At 67.8% G+C, this 16116-nt stretch carries 19 protein-coding genes and 1 pseudogene; 15 read left to right on the top strand and 5 right to left on the bottom strand.

What is annotated here, in order from left to right:
• Both O4H32_RS13530 and O4H32_RS13525 read left to right on the top strand, forming a co-directional pair.
• Nucleotides 1–317: pseudogene (locus O4H32_RS13530) on the top strand (hypothetical protein); the annotation flags it as partial.
• Between the two features lie 748 nt (nt 318–1065).
• Nucleotides 1066–1767 (top strand): hypothetical protein, encoded by a 702-nt coding sequence (locus O4H32_RS13525; RefSeq protein WP_269360011.1) that lies wholly within the window; start codon nt 1066–1068, stop codon nt 1765–1767.
• Here O4H32_RS13525 and O4H32_RS13520 read toward each other — a convergent pair.
• Nucleotides 1750–2736 carry a tyrosine-type recombinase/integrase gene (locus O4H32_RS13520; RefSeq protein WP_269360010.1) on the bottom strand — a complete coding sequence of 329 codons (987 nt, stop codon included), beginning with the start codon at nt 2734–2736 and terminating at the stop codon, nt 1750–1752. The two genes, O4H32_RS13525 and O4H32_RS13520, sit on opposite strands and share 18 nt — an antisense overlap.
• A gap of 91 nt (nt 2737–2827) precedes the next feature.
• Between O4H32_RS13520 and O4H32_RS13515 the strand changes: the two genes are divergently transcribed.
• The 4 genes from O4H32_RS13515 to O4H32_RS13500 all read left to right on the top strand — a co-directional run bounded on the left by O4H32_RS13515 (nt 2828) and on the right by O4H32_RS13500 (nt 4417).
• A complete protein-coding gene (locus O4H32_RS13515; protein ID WP_269360009.1) occupies nt 2828–3199 on the top strand; it encodes a putative holin in 372 nt (123 codons plus the stop codon).
• 1 nt (nt 3200) lies between these two features.
• On the top strand, nt 3201–3461 hold the full coding sequence (locus O4H32_RS13510) for a phage holin family protein (RefSeq protein ID WP_269360007.1): 261 nt from the start codon (nt 3201–3203) through the stop codon (nt 3459–3461).
• On the top strand, nt 3458–3988 hold the full coding sequence (locus O4H32_RS13505; RefSeq protein WP_269360005.1) for a hypothetical protein: 531 nt from the start codon (nt 3458–3460) through the stop codon (nt 3986–3988). Before O4H32_RS13510 ends, O4H32_RS13505 begins: the two co-directional genes overlap by 4 nt.
• Nucleotides 3989–4168: 180 nt before the next feature.
• Nucleotides 4169–4417 (top strand): hypothetical protein, encoded by a 249-nt coding sequence (locus O4H32_RS13500; protein ID WP_269360004.1) that lies wholly within the window; start codon nt 4169–4171, stop codon nt 4415–4417.
• Between the two features lie 44 nt (nt 4418–4461).
• Here the strand turns inward: O4H32_RS13500 and O4H32_RS13495 are convergent, their stop codons facing one another.
• Nucleotides 4462–4824, bottom strand: coding sequence for a Rap1a/Tai family immunity protein (locus tag O4H32_RS13495; protein ID WP_269360002.1), 363 nt, complete (start codon nt 4822–4824; stop codon nt 4462–4464).
• A gap of 400 nt (nt 4825–5224) precedes the next feature.
• Nucleotides 5225–5515: a hypothetical protein gene (locus O4H32_RS13490; protein ID WP_269360000.1), complete on the bottom strand. Its 291-nt coding sequence runs from the start codon at nt 5513–5515 to the stop codon at nt 5225–5227.
• A gap of 177 nt (nt 5516–5692) precedes the next feature.
• Here O4H32_RS13490 and O4H32_RS13485 point away from each other — a divergent pair, with 177 nt between their 5' ends.
• From O4H32_RS13485 to O4H32_RS13445, 9 genes are all read left to right on the top strand, one after another.
• The gene (locus O4H32_RS13485; RefSeq protein WP_269360022.1) at nt 5693–5953 is read left to right on the top strand and encodes a hypothetical protein; all 261 of its coding nucleotides are present in this window, start codon (nt 5693–5695) and stop codon (nt 5951–5953) included.
• 1 nt (nt 5954) lies between these two features.
• Nucleotides 5955–7271 carry a hypothetical protein gene (locus O4H32_RS13480; protein WP_269359999.1) on the top strand — a complete coding sequence of 439 codons (1317 nt, stop codon included), beginning with the start codon at nt 5955–5957 and terminating at the stop codon, nt 7269–7271.
• Nucleotide 7272: 1 nt separating this feature from the next.
• Nucleotides 7273–7992: a TadE family protein gene (locus O4H32_RS13475; protein WP_269359997.1), complete on the top strand. Its 720-nt coding sequence runs from the start codon at nt 7273–7275 to the stop codon at nt 7990–7992.
• A gap of 628 nt (nt 7993–8620) precedes the next feature.
• Nucleotides 8621–8929 carry a hypothetical protein gene (locus tag O4H32_RS13470; RefSeq protein ID WP_269359995.1) on the top strand — a complete coding sequence of 103 codons (309 nt, stop codon included), beginning with the start codon at nt 8621–8623 and terminating at the stop codon, nt 8927–8929.
• The gene (locus O4H32_RS13465) at nt 8926–10362 is read left to right on the top strand and encodes a type II and III secretion system protein family protein (RefSeq protein ID WP_269359994.1); all 1437 of its coding nucleotides are present in this window, start codon (nt 8926–8928) and stop codon (nt 10360–10362) included. Before O4H32_RS13470 ends, O4H32_RS13465 begins: the two co-directional genes overlap by 4 nt.
• On the top strand, nt 10359–12146 hold the full coding sequence (locus O4H32_RS13460; protein ID WP_269359992.1) for a TadA family conjugal transfer-associated ATPase: 1788 nt from the start codon (nt 10359–10361) through the stop codon (nt 12144–12146). The genes O4H32_RS13465 and O4H32_RS13460 overlap by 4 nt, the downstream gene beginning before the upstream one ends.
• Nucleotides 12143–12988, top strand: a complete 846-nt coding sequence (locus tag O4H32_RS13455; RefSeq protein WP_269359990.1) for a type II secretion system F family protein — start codon at nt 12143–12145, stop codon at nt 12986–12988. Before O4H32_RS13460 ends, O4H32_RS13455 begins: the two co-directional genes overlap by 4 nt.
• A gap of 74 nt (nt 12989–13062) precedes the next feature.
• Nucleotides 13063–13926 carry a type II secretion system F family protein gene (locus O4H32_RS13450; protein ID WP_269359988.1) on the top strand — a complete coding sequence of 288 codons (864 nt, stop codon included), beginning with the start codon at nt 13063–13065 and terminating at the stop codon, nt 13924–13926.
• Nucleotides 13926–14357 (top strand): DUF192 domain-containing protein, encoded by a 432-nt coding sequence (locus tag O4H32_RS13445; RefSeq protein WP_269359986.1) that lies wholly within the window; start codon nt 13926–13928, stop codon nt 14355–14357. The genes O4H32_RS13450 and O4H32_RS13445 overlap by 1 nt, the downstream gene beginning before the upstream one ends.
• Here the strand turns inward: O4H32_RS13445 and O4H32_RS13440 are convergent.
• Nucleotides 14315–15100 (bottom strand): BPSS1780 family membrane protein, encoded by a 786-nt coding sequence (locus O4H32_RS13440; protein WP_269359984.1) that lies wholly within the window; start codon nt 15098–15100, stop codon nt 14315–14317. The two genes, O4H32_RS13445 and O4H32_RS13440, sit on opposite strands and share 43 nt — an antisense overlap.
• Entirely contained in the window at nt 15097–16071 is a 975-nt protein-coding gene (locus tag O4H32_RS13435; RefSeq protein WP_269359982.1) for a homoserine kinase, read from the bottom strand. The genes O4H32_RS13440 and O4H32_RS13435 overlap by 4 nt, the downstream gene beginning before the upstream one ends.
• Between the last annotated feature and the right edge of the window lie 45 nt (nt 16072–16116).

Below are 16116 nucleotides of genomic sequence, written 5' to 3'. Positions count from 1 at the left end.
CGGAGGAGCCGAAACAGCGCCGAAGCACACTCGCGTTGCCGCGTTGGTCCTCATCTGACCGCACGCCTGCGAATGCGATAGGGCCGGGAGAATACCAAGCGGATGCAGTCCAAAAAATCACCGGGGCGATGGGAAATGCTTACGCATCAAATGTCGCGGACGTGGGCGCTCTTTACGGCACAACACCAGACATCACTGGCACAGCGGGCGCTGGCGCGTCTCTGAAACGCATCAATTTCGATTCCAGCCGTGTGGCGCGCACGTCAAGCGAGACGCGTGGCGCATCAGCACGAGTACTGCCTGTCGTGCTCGTCTAAATCAGGACCACCGGCGCGACGCGGACGTGGTCCGGGGCGGTCTCTGCCGCTCCATACATACCGGTCCGGTTATTCGCACTGCCGCCGGCGCCGTATAGCGCCAAGCCGCCGCCTGCGCCGATCTGAACCGATCCATATGTGCTGCTTGACCATGTCAGATGATCGTGTGCTTTCAGCGTGTTGAGCTTGCCGACCCCGGCACCCGCCGCATTCGCAGGCGTGCGGTCAGATGAGGACCAACGCGGCAACGCGAGTGTGCTTCGGCGCTGTTTCGGCTCCTCCGATCGCAGCTGTCACCGGTGTGTCTGCCGGAGTCCCGGCGAGCACGTTTGACATAACCGTGAGGTTCGATCCGTACGCGTTACTGGACAGACCTGCCTTGCTCTTTGCAGGAAATTCGGTCGCCTTGAGGGTGTCTCCCTTGTATGACCCAGTTCCCGCCGGATTCGCAGCAAGGCAGTCAGACCAGGATCAGGGGTGCTACGGCACTATTCTGACTGCGCGTCTCGACGCCGCCAAAGATTGACCGATTGCTGCCGTATGCGGGCGTGACTGCGCCAAGATACATGAGAGCCGCGCCCGCATAGCCGCCCTGTGCGGCCCACACAGACGCGGCTTCGCGCATCAGGATGCCATCAGTATCGACGCTGTCCGATTGCCACGATCCAATCGCGCGCGGATTCGCAGTCACGCAGTCACTTTCATTTTTTTCAAACCCTTTGCCCCGTCAGCCGGGGCTGGAGTCGTTATGCAAACCGTCTATCAACTTGATGATCAGGGCCTGCTGCTGCACGAGCGCGAGGCGCCCACGAAGGGGCACCTCCAGGTCATGGTCGCGCCGCCGGAGGTCCCGGCCGGGCACGTCGCGCGCTGGGTGACCGCGCTGCATCCGGTCGTCGACACCAAGACCTACGGTGACCAGGGCACGGGGTCCTGGGAAGTCATCGAGGACCATCGCAAAGACGAACTGTGGATCGACCACGGCAAGCCGTACACCCTCGGCGAGGACGCGGACGGCCAGACCTACGACGGCCTGGGTCCGTTGCCGGCCTGGCTGTACACGGAAGAGCCGCCGGCGCCCGAGCCGACGCTTGAAGAAGCGCAGGCTGCGCAGCTCGTGCTCATCAACGCTGGCTTTGAACAGGCGGCCAAGGCACTGACCGCAGGCTACCCCGAGGCGGAACGCTTGACGTGGCCAATCCAGCAGTCCGAGGCCCTGGCTTGGGCGGCGGACAATGCTGCGGCGACGCCGTACCTCGACGGCCTGGCGGCGGCGCGCGGCATTATGCCGGAAGATATGCGGGCACTGACGCTGGCCCAGGTCCAGGCGTTCCAGGCTGCGAGCCAGCAGTTGGTCGGCACGCGCCAGCGGCTGCGCGATGAGATCAATGCTGCGGCGACCGTGGCGGACGTGCGCGCTGTGGTGTGGCCGTCAGGCGGCCAGGCGTAGCTGCTCGGATTGCCAGCGGCCCAGCTTGCTGCGCATGAGCTGCTGGGCGAGGTCTCTGCCTCTGGGGTTGTAGTACCGCATGAGCATGCGGGTGTCCCGGTGCCCGGTGACTTTGGCCAGCGCGTGGGCCGGGTACACATCGGACAGCATCGTCGTGGCCTCGTGCCGCAGGTCGTGCAGGCGCAGGTCGGCGAAGTAGGCCCGCACCGGCCGGCGTCCGTGCTGCTTGCACAGCGCCTCGTACTGGCGGCGGGCGCGATCCCGGGCCCGGGCGAAGGCGCGGGTCATGGCTCCGGCCGTCACGCTGAAGATCCGGCCGCGCATGGGCCGGCCGGCGAGCCAGCGGCGCAGGGCGTCGCGGGCGAACGGGGACAGGGGCACGTAGCGCGTGTCGCCGTTCTTCGTGTCTGTGAGCGTGACCACGCCGTGCGTCAGATCGATCTGCTCGCGGCGCAGCATCACGATCTCGGACCGCCGCATGCCGGTCTCGACGGCCAGCCGCAGGATCGTGGGCAGGGTGTCGGAGCGGGTTGCTCGGATGATCCAGTCCAACTCACTGCGCGGGCAGGCGGCCGCGTCCAGGCCGTTCAGCCGGATCCTGGTGAACAGTCGACGGTCGCGGGCATCGTCCACCACCGGCCGGGTGACAAGCTGCACGGGGTTCGCGAGCCACGTGTAGCCCCACTCTTTGCGGGCCACGGTGTAGAGGTGGGAGATCAGCGCCAGCCTGCGATTGACCGTTCCTGGCTTGCGGTCGCGCAGCCACTCGTCGCGCAGGCGCTGCAGGTCTAGCGCGGAGACCCGCGCCAGGTTGCGATTGGCCAGGGCGGTGCGCAGCCAGATCCGCGCGACGGACTGCTCTTGCAGATGGCTTTTCTTCCGGGCCGACACCTCGGCCAGGTAGCGCTCCAGGGCCTGGGCGAGGGTGGGGAGATTGCGCACCAGGCGCAGGCGGCGACGGTCGTTCATGGCGGCGGGCAAAAGACCCCGTTGTAGGCCACGCAACAACATATTTCAACAATGCCCGTACTCGATGCGGGCTTTTTCATGGGAGTTCGAAATGGCAGAACCTGCATCGAGTATCGCCACGGCCGGGGCGGTCGCGGCGGCCGTTGGGTTCGCGGCGTGGCTGTCGCGGCTGGACCCGGGCGCTGTTGCCGGCGCTTTCGCTGGGGCGGTGACGTTCGCGCTGACCGCAAAGGACACGGCCCGAGTGCCGCGCATCATTTATGCGCTGGTGTCCCTGGTCGTGGGCTACGCGGCCGTGCCGGACGTGGCCGCGCTGTCGCCGATCAAATCGCCGTTCCTGGCCGCGTTCCTCGTGGCCGCGCTGGTGGTGCACACCACGATCACGGTGATCGACAAGATCAAGACGGCGAGTTTCCGCGAGGTCTGGGACTCGCTCGTGTCCGCATTTCGGAAAGGGGGCTGACATGGCCGCGCACATCATTTTGCTGGCAAATCTGATTTCGGTGGCTGTGCTGATGTGCTATCGGCGCGGCAGCAGCCGGTACAAGCCGCTCATGTCCATCCTGGCGTACTTGTTGCTGGTGTCCTTGGGCGGACAGGCGATCGACGTGTCGCTCAACGCTGGCGGCGCGTCAGCATGGGACGCTGCAGTGTCGACGCTGATCGCTGTCGTGGTCGTGCGGGCGCGCGGGAATGTGGCAGCCATGGCGAGGTGCGGGCTATGACGAATCGACTGTTGGATCTGCCGATCACGCCCCATGATTTCGTCGGCCAGATCATGGAGCCCGCCCTGGACTTGCTGCCCGCACGCATGGGCTCGATCGAGGCCCGCGTGATGCTGCTGGCCATCGCTCTGCAGGAGTCCGGCTTGGCGCACCGCTGGCAGGTCGTGGACCTCAGGAGGCCGGCGATCAAGGGGCCGGCGCGCGGACTGATGCAGTTTGAAAAGGGCGGGGGCGTCAAGGGCGTGCTGACGCATGCAGCCAGCCGGGACTATGCCGCCGACGTGTGCCTCGCGCGCGGGGTTGTGGCCGCGCCGGCGCAGGTCTATGACGCCCTGGACCAGGATGACGTCCTGGCTGTGGCGCTGGGCCGGCTGCTGCTTTGGACGGATCCGCGGGCGCTGCCGGCGGCTGACGATGTGCTGGGCGGCTGGAATCTCTATCAGCGTGTCTGGCGGCCCGGCAAGCCGCATCCGGAGAAATGGGCGGGGAATCACGCGGTCGCGCGCGCCGCGCTGGGGGCTGCATGATCGCCGCTGCTATCTGGGCCGTCGCCAAGGCCTACTGGCGCCCGCTGGCCGTGGCCTGCGTCCTGCTGGCCATTGCGGCCGGCATCGGCTGGTATGGACACTCCCGGTACCGGGCCGGCCGGGCGGACGAACGGGCCAAGGCCAGACTGGCCGCTATTTCCATCGAACAAGGAATGCAATATGAAGCTGATCGAGCCGACGCCCAATACCGTGGAGCCGTGCTGGCCCGCGAGGCTGCGCAGCGTGATCTTGTGGCTGTGCGCGGCAGGCTTGATGAGTGGGTGCGCCGATACGGTCGTGATCCCGCGAATCCCCGCGCCGGCCGCCGATCTGATGCAGCCGGTCCCGACTGGATCGGAGGTTTTGCAGCGTGCTACGGGGAATATGCAGACCTGGCAGCAGATGCTGCAAAGTGGGCCGACCAAGTGAACGGGCTACAGGGGTATGTGCGAGCGGTGAGGGTGGGGCGGTAGCTATTTACAGGGAAATGCCTGCATTAGTGCCTCGACAACAAGCATCGCTGCCGGCTGATTCCATTTTTCCGGGTTCGCGAGCAGGTGCTTTCTCGTTACGCCCATCAGCTGGCCGAGCCTGGCGTTCGACGGAGAGCAGAAGATCAGCCCGTCACCAAAGTCGCTGATACCAGAAATGTAGCCAATAAGGTACGACTCGTCTGCGAGGTCTAAAGATTGCTTGCTGCCATGCTGAACCCTGTCGCTACCGTCAGACCATTTTTTTAACTGATACCCGTCAACAAAACCGGCTGAAGCGACGGGGCAGGACAGCGCCAGACCAAAAACGAGAAGAATGGCAGCGAACCCTTGTGAACGCTTCATGAGCCCCACCCGAAAGTTATTGTTCTGATTTATTGTACGAGCACTGACGGCGCATCAGGCCTACGATTCGCGGCGGTGATCCCAGGTGCGGCGCTCGGGTTGCGCGACTACGCTGCTGAATAGCTTTTGGAAATTTCGACCGTTGCGCCGCATGCTTTGCATGTGGCTGTGCGGAGCGCCGGCTCCTCCTTCCCCCCGCCGCCCTCCCATGTCCCGTTGAACTTGGAAAGCTCAGAAGGTCCTTGCCAGTGGGGCCCACTCCAGCTGGATCCCTTGTCGAGAATTTTGGATGTCTCTTCAATTCCACATGCTTGGCACGTGAGCTTATAGGTGACGCTGTCGATAATTCCCATTCTCGATCTCCTTCATGACGCTAGGCAGTGGTACCGTCATCGCAATCCTACCGCTCAATCCTAACCTCAAACCAAGCCTCCGTCTCCCCCATGGCCTGGAACGCATCGCCCCGCGCACGCCCGGCCGCAGCGATCCAGCGCTTGGCCAGCGCCACATCCTCAGGCGCCATTTCATCTTCTGCAGTGTCCTCCGCCGTCGTCCAGGCCTTGTAGGCCGCAAGCACCTGCTCCGGGCCGCCAAGGGCGCGTTCCAGTGTTCGTCGGAAGAGGTGTTCGGCATGGGCCCGCGCCAGTTCGGTTATGTCGGCGGGTGCGTCTTGAAGGGTGATCGTGTACATGATGGTGGCTCCTGTAAATAGCTGTGTTTTTATACAGTCTTGCGGGGTGATTCAGCAAGCCAAAAATAGGGCAAAAAGCTGTCCAAAACTCCAAACGTAGACACACAAAATCAAGGGGTTAGCGTCTCCACCGACCACCAGGCTATTGGACATTTCGACCCCTGGATTTCCTTATAGATCAATCTGATACGTCGTTTTTCCGATCAATTGGTCGAATACGTGATCGTCGTCGCCCTGGTGGCCGTCGCCGCCATCGCGGTCTATCAGCTGTTCGGCCAGGTGATCCGAGCCCAGACGGCGGCCATGGCGCGGGAAATCGCTGGCGAGGATGGTTCCGAGCAATCCCGCATCGCCCAGACGGCGGCCGAATCCGCCGCCGCGCAGGCGGCCGCCAAGTCCTTGAAGTCTTTCACCGGCAATGCGGTGGCGGGGCAGTGACATGGCTGCTCTTCATCGCTCTTCCCGCAACCAGCGGGGCCAGGTGCTGGTGCTGGGCATGCTGCTGGCGACCGTGCTGGGCCTGGCCTGGATGCGCTATTTCGCCACTGGCCAGGTCCTGGCGGCCAAGACCCGGCTGGTCCATGGCCTGGATGCCGCCGCCTACAGCGGCGCCCTGATCCAGGCCCGTACCCTGAATTTCCTGGCATACTTGAACCGTGCCCGGATGGCGCACCAGTTGGCCATGGCGCACCTGGTCACGTTGGGCAGCTGGGCGCACTATGCCGGCATGGAATCGCGCCGCCTGGCCCAGGGCAATCCGCCCGCCCACCTGATCGGCATGCTGTTCGGCGCTGACCATGGCCGCGCCTACCTGGCGGCGGCCTCGGCGGTCGGCCTGGAAGCCCAGGCGCGGGCCGGGGGCGCACTGGGGCGTGCCTATGCCGCGCACGAGCGTTTCGTGCACGAACTGTCGGCGGACCTGTCCCGTGTCCTGGTCCGGGATCTGCCCCAGGCACGCCTGGAGGCGATGCGGGCCGTGCTGTCCGCCCACTATCCGGAACGCAAACCCGGCGACCTGCGGCCCGTGGTGACGGAAGACGCATGGCCAGGCCTGCTGCGTCGCCGTGCGCCGGACGCGCCCTTGTTCGACTGGACGCGGCAGTTGGCCAGTCTGTATCCGTTTCTCGATCCCCGTGACCATACGGCGCGCAATCCCTGGCCCGTCAGCGGCCGATGTCTGCAACTGCGCCACGAATTGAGGCGGCGCGGCGGCACCGCGCTGGACGATTCCGGCCGCTGGCGGGCGGGGGACACGCAGTCCTTCCACGCGGTGCGATCCAATCGCTGGATCGGCTGCTACTACCGCGAATACGCCATGGGTTGGGCCTGGATGCCGGCGCGGCCGGGTCAGTCGATGGACGCCGATCACGTCGATGCGCCGCCGGACGATTTCGCCGACCAGGATTTCTGGCGCTGGGTCCGTTCGTCGACGCAATGGGACCTGGTGGGCGGCCGGGACAATCCCTTGGCCAATTCCTATGCGCTGCGCGACAAGCAGGCCTGGACGTCCCGTGGTCTGGGCGACTATCTGGACGTCGCCGCAGGGAAGGGGCGGGACGCAGCGTCGGGATTCGTGGTGCGCCTGGAATGGCCGGATGCGTCGGCGGGCCGTCCGGTCCGCGCCCGCAGCGCGGCGGAAAGCCTGTTTTCCCGTCCTGGGCGACGTCCGGACGGCCTGGACGAAACCCCCAGCCTTTTCCATCCCTACTGGCATGCGCGCCTGGCTGCGGGGTTGTCGGATGCGCCGGGAGACTGACATGCTTATTCATGCGCGGCAGGGCGGCCAGGCCCTCGTCGAAACCCTGGTCGTGCTGACCGTTCTGGGCAGCCTGTGGCTGGGCATCGCCTGGCTGGGGCGCCTGCAGGATGTCGGTCTGCAACTGGCTCACGCCAGCCGTCGCGCCGCCTTCGCCCATGCCCATCAGGGCCTGGCGCCGGAGGCGCTGGAACCCGGAGGGGAGGGCTATCTGGGGGCGTCGGGACACCGTTGGCGGACCCGGCGGGGCCTGGACTTCCTGGCGGGCGAGGCGCGTCTGGTCGTCGAATCGCTGGGCCCCATGACCGGACGGCAGGCCGGCGATCCCGTGGCCGGGGCGGCGGACCTGCGCAGGGAACTGCGATTGGGTGATCCGACCGTCTGGCGCGCCGGCGCCTGGACCCGGACCGCCGGCGAGGCGGAAACGACGGGGAGCCTGCTCGATTTCGACCGGCTGGGGCTCGGCCTGCGCCGTCACACCGCGATTCTGAGTGGCGATGGCGCGGCGGCAGGCGATGCCGATGCACAGTCGCTCTTGGCGGGCAGTCCGCGCGCCTGGAGCGCGGCGGCGTCGGCGTCCCAGGCGGCGGGCCGTGCGGCACTGGGCCGCCTCCGGGGAGTGGATGCCGCCTGGGGCCGCGTCGAGCCCGATTGGGACTGGACCGGCCCCTGGACGGGCGGCGTACCGCGTCCGCACCTTCAAACCTGGAGGCAGCCATGAATCCGTTCGTGCCGGGCGTCCGTTCGTCCGCGATGCTGGCGGCGATTCTGCTGTTGAGCGCCGGTTCGGCCTGCGCCCTTCCCGGATCCTGGGATCCGGCCCGGTCCGAGGCTCTGGCGGGGTGGGTCTGGGCCGCACCCCTGGCTTTCGATCTGCCGGGCGCCCGCCTGCGGATGAGACGTTTCCGGGCGCCGATGGCACCGGTCGACGCGGCGCGGCGGCTGACCCGCGCGGGGGAATCCCGATTCGAACGGTTGCAGTTCTCCGGCGCCGTGCTGTTCTTGTCAGGCGTTCATGAGGGACGGCACTGGATGGCGCAACTGCGTCCGGCCGATGAGGGCGACCCGGGCACGATCGGCGTGCTGTCCAGTCTCGGACCCGACGAACGTCCCACGGTCGGCTTCGATCCAGAGGCCCTGGTGCCCGCCGGCGCACGGCGCGTGCTGCGCGCCTCCAGCCGCCTTGCCGATGGCGCCGGCGAGTTGGCCAGCTATCTGTGCCCGGGGTCATATCCACGCGTGGCGGCCGCCGTGCGGCGCGCCTTGTGGGCGCAGCGTTGGCGGCCGTTGGCGGCGCCTGGAAAGACATCCGGATCCGCTCAGGATGTGGCGGTGCGGCTGGCCGGGGAATGGGCGCGCTGTTGGGTGTGGGCGACCCGCCGCGCGCGCCGGCCCGGCGCGCCGTCATCCTGTATGGTTCTTCGGGTGCCCGTGCCTTGCCGGCGTGGGCCAGGCCCGAAGGGCAGTTGGCCCGGCCGGGCAACGGCTGGTTCGACTTGCCCGGGGAGCAGGATCTGGCCAGCGCCTGGATGCGCGCCCTGGCCGGGCAGGTCGTGTCGGCGGCGCCGATGGCCGATGAAGATCCCCCGGTCGATCTGGCCGGCGATCCGGTTTCTGCCGGTCAATCCGCCCGATTTGAAGAGGGGGCGCGGCCATGAGGCGCGTGTTTCCTGTTCGCGGCCTGTATCCGGCCTTGCTCCTGTCCTTGGGGCTGGCATCGTCCGCTCCGGTCGTGACCGCCGCCGCCCTGGCGGTCGCCGCCGAAACGCCACTGGCGCTTCAGGCGGGCGAGGTCCGGGTACTGGGGATTCCCGGTGTGGCCCGCGTGGCGGTGGGTGACGGCAAGATCCTGAACGCCGTCAGCACCGACGACCGCGAGGTCATCGTGTTCGCCCGCAAGCCCGGTTTCAGCACCTTGCATGCCTGGACGGCGGATGGACAAGCTTATCGGTATGCGGTGGAGGTCGCGCCCGAGGGCGCGCGCCAGCTGCAGGATGAGTTGCGGAGCCTGCTGGAACGTATCCCAGGCGTCCGTGTGACGCCTCTGGGGGACAAGCTGCTGGTCGAGGGGGACGAATTGTCGGACAGCGATCGCCAGCGTCTGGCGGAGCTGGGTCGCCGCTATCCGCAGCTTCTGGACTTCACCGGCACGGTCGGCTGGGACCGGATGGTGCTGCTGGACGTACGCGTGGTCGAGGTGCCTCGATCGTTGCTGAGGGAAGTCGGGCTGCGCTGGGGCTCGAACGCCACCGGGGGCGTGAACGCCGGCCTGGGCTGGGACGGCGGTTCCCGCCGCTACGCCGACCGGCCCGGGGAAACCGTGCTGCCCCTGGCGTTTCCTTCGCCCCAGGCCGCCGGCTACTTCGGCGTCAATGCGCTGCTGTCGGCGCGCATCGACCTGCTGGCCCAGGACGGACGGGCGGTGGTGCTGGCCCAGCCGCAGCTCCTGGCGCGCAGCGGTGCGACCGCCGAATTCCTGGCGGGCGGCGAAGTCCCTTACAGCACGGTCGACGGCAACGGCAATACCCAGACGGCTTTCAAGCCCTACGGCGTGTCGCTGCGCATCACTCCGTCCATCGAGCGCAGCGGCGCCGTGCGCTCGCGTCTCGAAGTCGAGGTCAGCGCCATCGATCCATCGCTGTCCGTGCCGGGCGGTCCTTCTTTGAAGACCCGGCGCACGGCCACGGAGTTCAACGTGCGCTCGGGTCAGACCCTGGTGCTGGCGGGCTTCCTGTCGCGGGACGCGGCCCGCAATGTGGACCGTCTGCCGGGCCTGGGCGACCTGCCCATTCTGGGCGCCCTGTTTCGCTCCACGCGTTTCCAGCGCAACGAAACGGAACTGGCCATCCTGGTCACTCCGCAATTGGTGACGGCGGATCACCCCGATCTGCGCCAGCGCGTCCGGCGCGCGGACGCGATTCTGGACCGGGCGTTTCCGGCCTCGCCCATGCTGATGGCGCCCATCCGTCCGGTGCGGGGTTCCACAGCAATGGGATTCCGGTCGGGCTGGAATCCGCGCGCCAGCGGCCCAGGATCCCAGTGGCAAGGAGGGGCCGTCGAACCTGCACACGCGTCCGGGGAGTCGCCATGAATCCGATTGAACTCGACCTGCGTTTCGAGGACGGGCGCCACCTGCGCGAACGTCACGTCCTGCCCCTGATGATCGGCCGCGACGCGGCGTGCGGGCTCGTTTTGCGCGCCTGGCGGGTGGGGCGCCGGCACGCGCGCCTGCTGCTGCGCCAGGACGAGGTCTGGATCGAAGACCAGGGTTCCCTGTTCGGCACCACCGTCAATGGCGAACGGGTCGCCTCCTATGGTCCCCTCGAGGCCCATGACGAGGTGGTCATCGGTCCGTGCCTGATGCGCGTTCGGCCGGTGGGAATGGTTTCCGCGCCAGAGCCCGCAACCGCGGCGCCGTCGCCCGGCGCCGATGGGCCGGGCAGCCTTGAGGCGGGCGAAACGCGGGCCTGTATCGACCGTGAAGACCCGCATGCCGGTCCGCCTTCCCGGCCCGCCTCCGGGGGCGTGGCGGATGAGTCGCGGACAGACGGGGAAGCGGGAGTCCAGGCCGTTCATGAGGCCAGTCCCGGCGGACAGGCCCATCGGCGCCGTCTGCACGAGGGCCTGATCGCCGCGCTGCAACTGCGTCGCCGCGACATCGGCGGCATGAGCGATGCCGCCTTGCGGGTCGAGGCCGCCGCGGTGCTAGCCGGCTTGATCGCGGCCGACGAAGCCTTGCCCGCGACGCTGGACCGCGAGGCGCTGGCCCGGGAACTGGTGGACGAGGCGGTCGGCTTGGGGCCGCTCGAACCGCTGCTGGCCGATCCAGGCGTCACCGAGATCATGGTCAATCGTCACGACGAGATTTTCGTCGAGCGGGGCGGGCGCCTGACCCGCGCCGCCGCCAGCTTCAGTGGCGAGCAGGCGGTGTTGGGCATCATCGACCGGATCGTGGCGCCGTTGGGGCGGCGGATCGACGAAAGCGCCCCCATGGTCGACGCCCGCCTGCGCGATGGCTCCCGGGTGAATGCCGTGATCGCGCCCATCGCCTTGCGGGGACCCAGCCTGACGATCCGCAAGTTCCCGGCCAAGCGCCTGGGCATGGCCGACCTGGTGGCCGTCGGTGCCCTGGACGAGGCCATGGCCCGGTTCCTGACGCATTGCGTGCGCCAGCGCAAGAACCTGATCGTTTCCGGCGGCACGGGTTCGGGGAAAACCAGCCTGCTGAACGTTTTGTCCAACGCCATTCCGGCCGGCGAGCGTGTCATCACGATCGAAGATGCCGCCGAACTTCGCCTGGACCATGCCCATCTGGTCAGCCTGGAGGCCCGACCACCCAATCCGGAAGGACGGGGCCGTGTCGAGATCCGCGACCTGGTGCGCAATGCCCTGCGGATGCGCCCGGACCGCATCGTGGTGGGAGAGTGCCGGGGCGGCGAAGCGTTCGACATGCTGGCGGCCATGAACACCGGGCATGAGGGCTCTCTCACCACGCTGCACGCGAACAGCCCACGCGATGCGCTGAGTCGCCTGGAAACCATGATCTTGATGGCGGGCATGGATCTGCCGCTGGCCGCGATCCGCGAGCACGTCGCTTCCAGCATCGATTTCATCGTCCAGTTGGTGCGCGTTGCCGATGGCCGCCGCCTGGTCAGCGCGATTGTCCAGGTGACGGGCCAGGAAGGAGGACGTATCCAGTTGCAGGATCTGTTCCTGGGGCGCGCCGGGCCGCCAGCCGTGTTCACCGGCTGCGGTCTGCCGCCCGACGGTTTCGAGGGGGCGGCCGCCCTGGAAGCGAGCTTGTTCTCCGGCCGGACGGTCGTCCACGGCCGCACAACACTCGACGAAGCAGCCTCACCGGAGGGTGTTCCATGACGGTCCTGATTTTCGTGACGTTGGCGGCCAGCGCCTCGCTCGTCGCCTGGTGGCTGCTGGTGCAGGCGGACCGGGCGTGGACATGCTACGAGGACCGTCTGCGCAACGAGACCCGGCGCACGCTGGACGCGTCCTTCCTGTTTCTCGATATGGCGCAGTTACGGCCGGTCGCGGCGGCACTGGGCTTGATCCTGATGTTGACAGTGGCCTGGCTGGCCGGCCGCTGGTGGGGGGTGCTGCCCGTGCTGGCCGGCTTGGTGTGCATGCCGCCGCTGATCCTGCGCCACATGCGCCACCGCCGGGCGCGGCGTTTCGACGCCCAGTTGCCCGATCTGCTCCAGGCTTTGGCCGGCGCCTTGCGCGCAGGGGCCGGAGTTCAGCCCGCCCTGCGGCATCTGGTGGCCCAGTCCGGACCGCCCCTGTCCCAGGAATTCGGCTTGATGCTGCGAGAGCAGCGGCTGGGGCTGGGCTTCCAGGACGCTCTGCTGCAGTTGCGCATCCGCATGCCGACCGAGTCCTGTGGTCTGGTGGTATCGGCGCTGGGTATCGCCAGCCGCACCGGCGGCGGCCTGGCCGATACGCTGGAAAGCATCGCCCAGACGCTGCGGGCGCGGCAGCACTGGCTGGGCCGGGTCGAGGCGCTGACCGCCCAGGGCCGCATGCAGAGCCGCATCATGGCCGGCCTGCCGGCGGCACTGGCCTTGGTGTTGAACCACCTGGAGCCCGAAGCCATGGCGTTGCTGTGGCGGACTTGGTACGGCTGGATCGTGCTGATGGCGATCCTGACGCTGGAGTGTGTGGGCATCCTATGGATCCGCCGGGTGGCGGCGATCGAGGTCTGAAGGATCCGCGCCGTCAACGCCGAGTGCTTGGCGGGATCGATCTGCGAGCGCGTGCGCTCATCGAAGGAGACGACATGGCATGGCTCTGGATCGGTTTGTCTCTGGCGGCGCTGGCCGCCTGCCTGGGTCTGTGGGTATTGGGCGCCCCCTGGGCCGCCGCACATGATGCGGCCCGTACGCGTCCGCCCGCGCTCTGGTGGCCCTGGGTGATGGCGCTGGCACCCTGGTGCGAGCCCTTCGTTACTTGGCGCATGCGCCGGGAACTGCGACGCTGGGGGCCGCGCGCCGGGCTGGCCGCCCATTGGCGTGCGGACCGCTGGCTGGCGGCCTGCGTGCTGGCGGCCGGTTGTGGGGCTGTGCTGGCAGGGGCGGGAGCGCTGATGGCGACCGCGCCGCCAAGGGTCGGCATGCTGTCGGCGCTTGCGGGCGCGGCCCTGGGTTTTGTCTGGCCCGATCAGATTTTGCGCCGCCGCGCCGCCGCCCGGAGGGTACGGATGATGCGCGAGCTGCCCTTCATGCTGGATCTGCTCACCCTGTGCGTGGAGGCCGGCCTCAGCCTGCCGGCGGCTCTGCATCAAGTGGCCGGCCATGCGCCGGAAGGCCCGTTGCGGCAGAGCCTGCGGGACGCGGCCGCACTGGAGCGCACCGGCATGGATCGGAAGCGCTGGCTGTCGCACTGGGCGGAGCATGCGGACGTGCCCGGCGTGCGCGCCCTGGTCTCGGCGCTCTCCCAGGCCGATGTGATGGGCATGAGCCTGGGCCCTCTGTTGCGGGCACAGGCCGAGCGTCAGCGCAGCGAACGCTTTCTGCGTGCCGAGAAACTGGCACTGGAGGCGCCTGTCAGAATGCTGTTTCCCATGGTGTCATGCATCTTTCCCTGCACATTCCTGATCATCGGCTTTCCTGTGGCGGTAAAGTTGCTGGACGCGGGGTTCTGATGGCGTGTCATGGCGTGCGACGCCACGAGGTCCGAAGGACGAAACCCTACCGGTGGCTGGCGTGGCGCGGTCCTCGGGAAACGGCGGTGTGGCTGGATGCGCAAGAACCTTTGCGGCTGTATTGCGCGCGTTCCTTCGCCGCGCGGCTCCTGGGCCTATGCCTGTGGCCGGGCTGGGGCGCCCGGCCCCGGGGGTTGCTGCTGCCGGAGTGCCGTATCGTGCACACGACGGGTCTGGCGCGGGCCGTGGATCTGGTGTTTCTGGACGCCGGGGGGCGGGTCGTGGGTCTGGCGACCCGGGTCGGCCCATGGCGTTGGGTAGGGAGTCGTCGCGCCCGGGCCGTCGTGGAGTTGCCCGGGGGGTACTGTGTCCGGACGGACTGGCGTGATCAGGTCGAAGCCGCCTGGCTGGCGCGGAAGATCGTTGTGTAGATGGGGTAGAAACTGCAGTACAGCAAGGCCGTGACCACGATGTCCAGCGGCAGGGACAGCCAGGCCAGCAGGGCCGTGGACATCCCGGCGCCGGCCAGCCCGTCCAGCAGGCCGCGCAGGCCGAAGAACACGGCCGCCCAGGTCGCCACATAGACGACGATGGGGTACTTGTTGCGCCAGCAGGCGACCATGGAATAGAACAACGCCCGGCGCAGGGGCAGGGCGTGCCAGCCCACCAGCGCGGGCGTGTGCCAGAACAAAGCCGACAGCAGCACGTAGAACAGACCGAACACCGTCAGCGGACCCTGCATGGCCTGGGCCAGGGCGGTGTAATCGGGCTGTCCGGCGGTGTCCAGGACGTCGAGCATCGAGGACAGAAAAGGCAGCACGGCGGCCAGCGCGGCCAGAAAGGAGCAGCCCAGGTAGGCCAGGCCCAGTTTCAACAGCGCGCCCGTCACGCCCGGCGTGCGCAGCGGGTGCAGCCACATCCCGGGCATCATCCGCACGCCTTCGTCCAGATTGCGGCAGGCGCACAGCGTCAAGAAGGTCAGCAGCGGGGTCAACAGGACCAGCGCGGTCTGGCCCAGCACTGGGATCAGTGCGCCGATGTTGATGAAGAAACTGGTGGCGATGCTCCAGAAGAGCATCGCCATGGGCTGGCGGCGGAACAGCCGGATGCCCTGGGCGATCCAGGACCAGCCGGCGCCAGGGGGCAGAATGGCGGCTTGAAGGGGTGTTGTCATGGGCGGGGCAGATCGGGCGCGGGTTGCTCGGTGCGCAGCCGTAGGATGCGTTCGAAGTGGCGCGGGTCGTGCGGCTTGAGCGTCTGGGCCGGCCGAGGCAGGTGGAAGTCGTACAGGCGGGAAATCCAGAATCGCAGGGCGGCCGCGCGCAGCATCACGGGCCAGGCGGCGCGCTCTTCCTCGGTGAAGGGGCGCACGGCGTGGTATGCCTGCAGCCAGGCTTCCAGGCGCCGGCGCACGAAGGCCCCCGTCGCCCGGTGGATGCACCAGTCATTGACGCTGACCGCCACATCGAACAGCCAAGTGTCGCAGCCGGCGAAATAGAAATCGATGAAGCCGCCCATATGGGGCGATTCGAAGGTGCCGTCGAACAGCACGTTGTCGCGGAACAGGTCGCAATGCGCCGGGCCGAAGGGCAGCTTCGCGGCGGCGCCTGCGGTGGCGAAAGCGATCTGTTCGTCCAGGGTGCGGCGCAGCAGTTCGCCCTGGCTGGTGTCCAGAAAGGGCGTCAGGGCGGGCGCGGTGGCCTTCCACCAATCCAGGCCGCGCAGGTTGGGCTGATGGATGGGGAAGTCCCGCGCGGCCAGATGGGCCCGGGCCAGGGTCTGACCGGCCAGGGCGCAGTGGGCCGGGCCGGGTTCAGGCTCATAGCCGCCGGACAGGCGCGTGACGATCGCGGCCGGTTTGCCGTTCAGCGTGGTCAGGCGTGTGCCGTCGAGCAGGGTCTGGGGTTCGGGCACCGGCACGCCACGTCCGGCCAAGTGGTGCATCAGTTCGATGTAGAACGGCAACTGTTCGCCGGTCAGGACTTCGAACAGGGTCAGCACATAGGCGCCCCGCGTCGTATCGAGGAAGTAATTGGTGTTCTCGATGCCGGCGGTGATGCCGCGCAGGGCGACCAGCTCGCCCAACTGGTAGCGCCGCAGCAGGGTGCGGGCGTCGTCTTCGGTGACGGGGGTGAATACGGCCATGGGAATACGCATGCGGCCGCGAAAGGCCGGGGTTCGGGTCGGAAT

Source organism: Castellaniella denitrificans (assembly GCF_027214045.1).
Taxonomy (GTDB): Bacteria; Pseudomonadota; Gammaproteobacteria; order Burkholderiales; family Burkholderiaceae_B; genus Castellaniella; species Castellaniella denitrificans_A.
The sequence above is the reverse complement of the archived record's forward strand: the minus strand, read 5'-3'. Positions and strand labels throughout refer to the sequence as shown.

Excerpts from the sequence above, each read along its gene's own strand:
- O4H32_RS13525 (WP_269360011.1), top strand. The coding sequence starts at position 1,066 with ATGCAAACCGTCTATCAACTTGATGATCAGGGCCTGCTGCTGCACGAG.
- O4H32_RS13520 (WP_269360010.1), bottom strand. The coding sequence starts at position 2,736 with ATGAACGACCGTCGCCGCCTGCGCCTGGTGCGCAATCTCCCCACCCTC.
- O4H32_RS13515 (WP_269360009.1), top strand. The coding sequence starts at position 2,828 with ATGGCAGAACCTGCATCGAGTATCGCCACGGCCGGGGCGGTCGCGGCG.
- O4H32_RS13510 (WP_269360007.1), top strand. The coding sequence starts at position 3,201 with ATGGCCGCGCACATCATTTTGCTGGCAAATCTGATTTCGGTGGCTGTG.
- O4H32_RS13505 (WP_269360005.1), top strand. The coding sequence starts at position 3,458 with ATGACGAATCGACTGTTGGATCTGCCGATCACGCCCCATGATTTCGTC.
- O4H32_RS13500 (WP_269360004.1), top strand. The coding sequence starts at position 4,169 with ATGAAGCTGATCGAGCCGACGCCCAATACCGTGGAGCCGTGCTGGCCC.
- O4H32_RS13495 (WP_269360002.1), bottom strand. The coding sequence starts at position 4,824 with ATGAAGCGTTCACAAGGGTTCGCTGCCATTCTTCTCGTTTTTGGTCTG.
- O4H32_RS13490 (WP_269360000.1), bottom strand. The coding sequence starts at position 5,515 with ATGTACACGATCACCCTTCAAGACGCACCCGCCGACATAACCGAACTG.
- O4H32_RS13480 (WP_269359999.1), top strand. The coding sequence starts at position 5,955 with ATGGCTGCTCTTCATCGCTCTTCCCGCAACCAGCGGGGCCAGGTGCTG.
- O4H32_RS13475 (WP_269359997.1), top strand. The coding sequence starts at position 7,273 with ATGCTTATTCATGCGCGGCAGGGCGGCCAGGCCCTCGTCGAAACCCTG.
- O4H32_RS13470 (WP_269359995.1), top strand. The coding sequence starts at position 8,621 with ATGGGCGCGCTGTTGGGTGTGGGCGACCCGCCGCGCGCGCCGGCCCGG.
- O4H32_RS13465 (WP_269359994.1), top strand. The coding sequence starts at position 8,926 with ATGAGGCGCGTGTTTCCTGTTCGCGGCCTGTATCCGGCCTTGCTCCTG.
- O4H32_RS13460 (WP_269359992.1), top strand. The coding sequence starts at position 10,359 with ATGAATCCGATTGAACTCGACCTGCGTTTCGAGGACGGGCGCCACCTG.
- O4H32_RS13455 (WP_269359990.1), top strand. The coding sequence starts at position 12,143 with ATGACGGTCCTGATTTTCGTGACGTTGGCGGCCAGCGCCTCGCTCGTC.
- O4H32_RS13450 (WP_269359988.1), top strand. The coding sequence starts at position 13,063 with ATGGCATGGCTCTGGATCGGTTTGTCTCTGGCGGCGCTGGCCGCCTGC.
- O4H32_RS13445 (WP_269359986.1), top strand. The coding sequence starts at position 13,926 with ATGGCGTGTCATGGCGTGCGACGCCACGAGGTCCGAAGGACGAAACCC.
- O4H32_RS13440 (WP_269359984.1), bottom strand. The coding sequence starts at position 15,100 with ATGACAACACCCCTTCAAGCCGCCATTCTGCCCCCTGGCGCCGGCTGG.
- O4H32_RS13435 (WP_269359982.1), bottom strand. The coding sequence starts at position 16,071 with ATGGCCGTATTCACCCCCGTCACCGAAGACGACGCCCGCACCCTGCTG.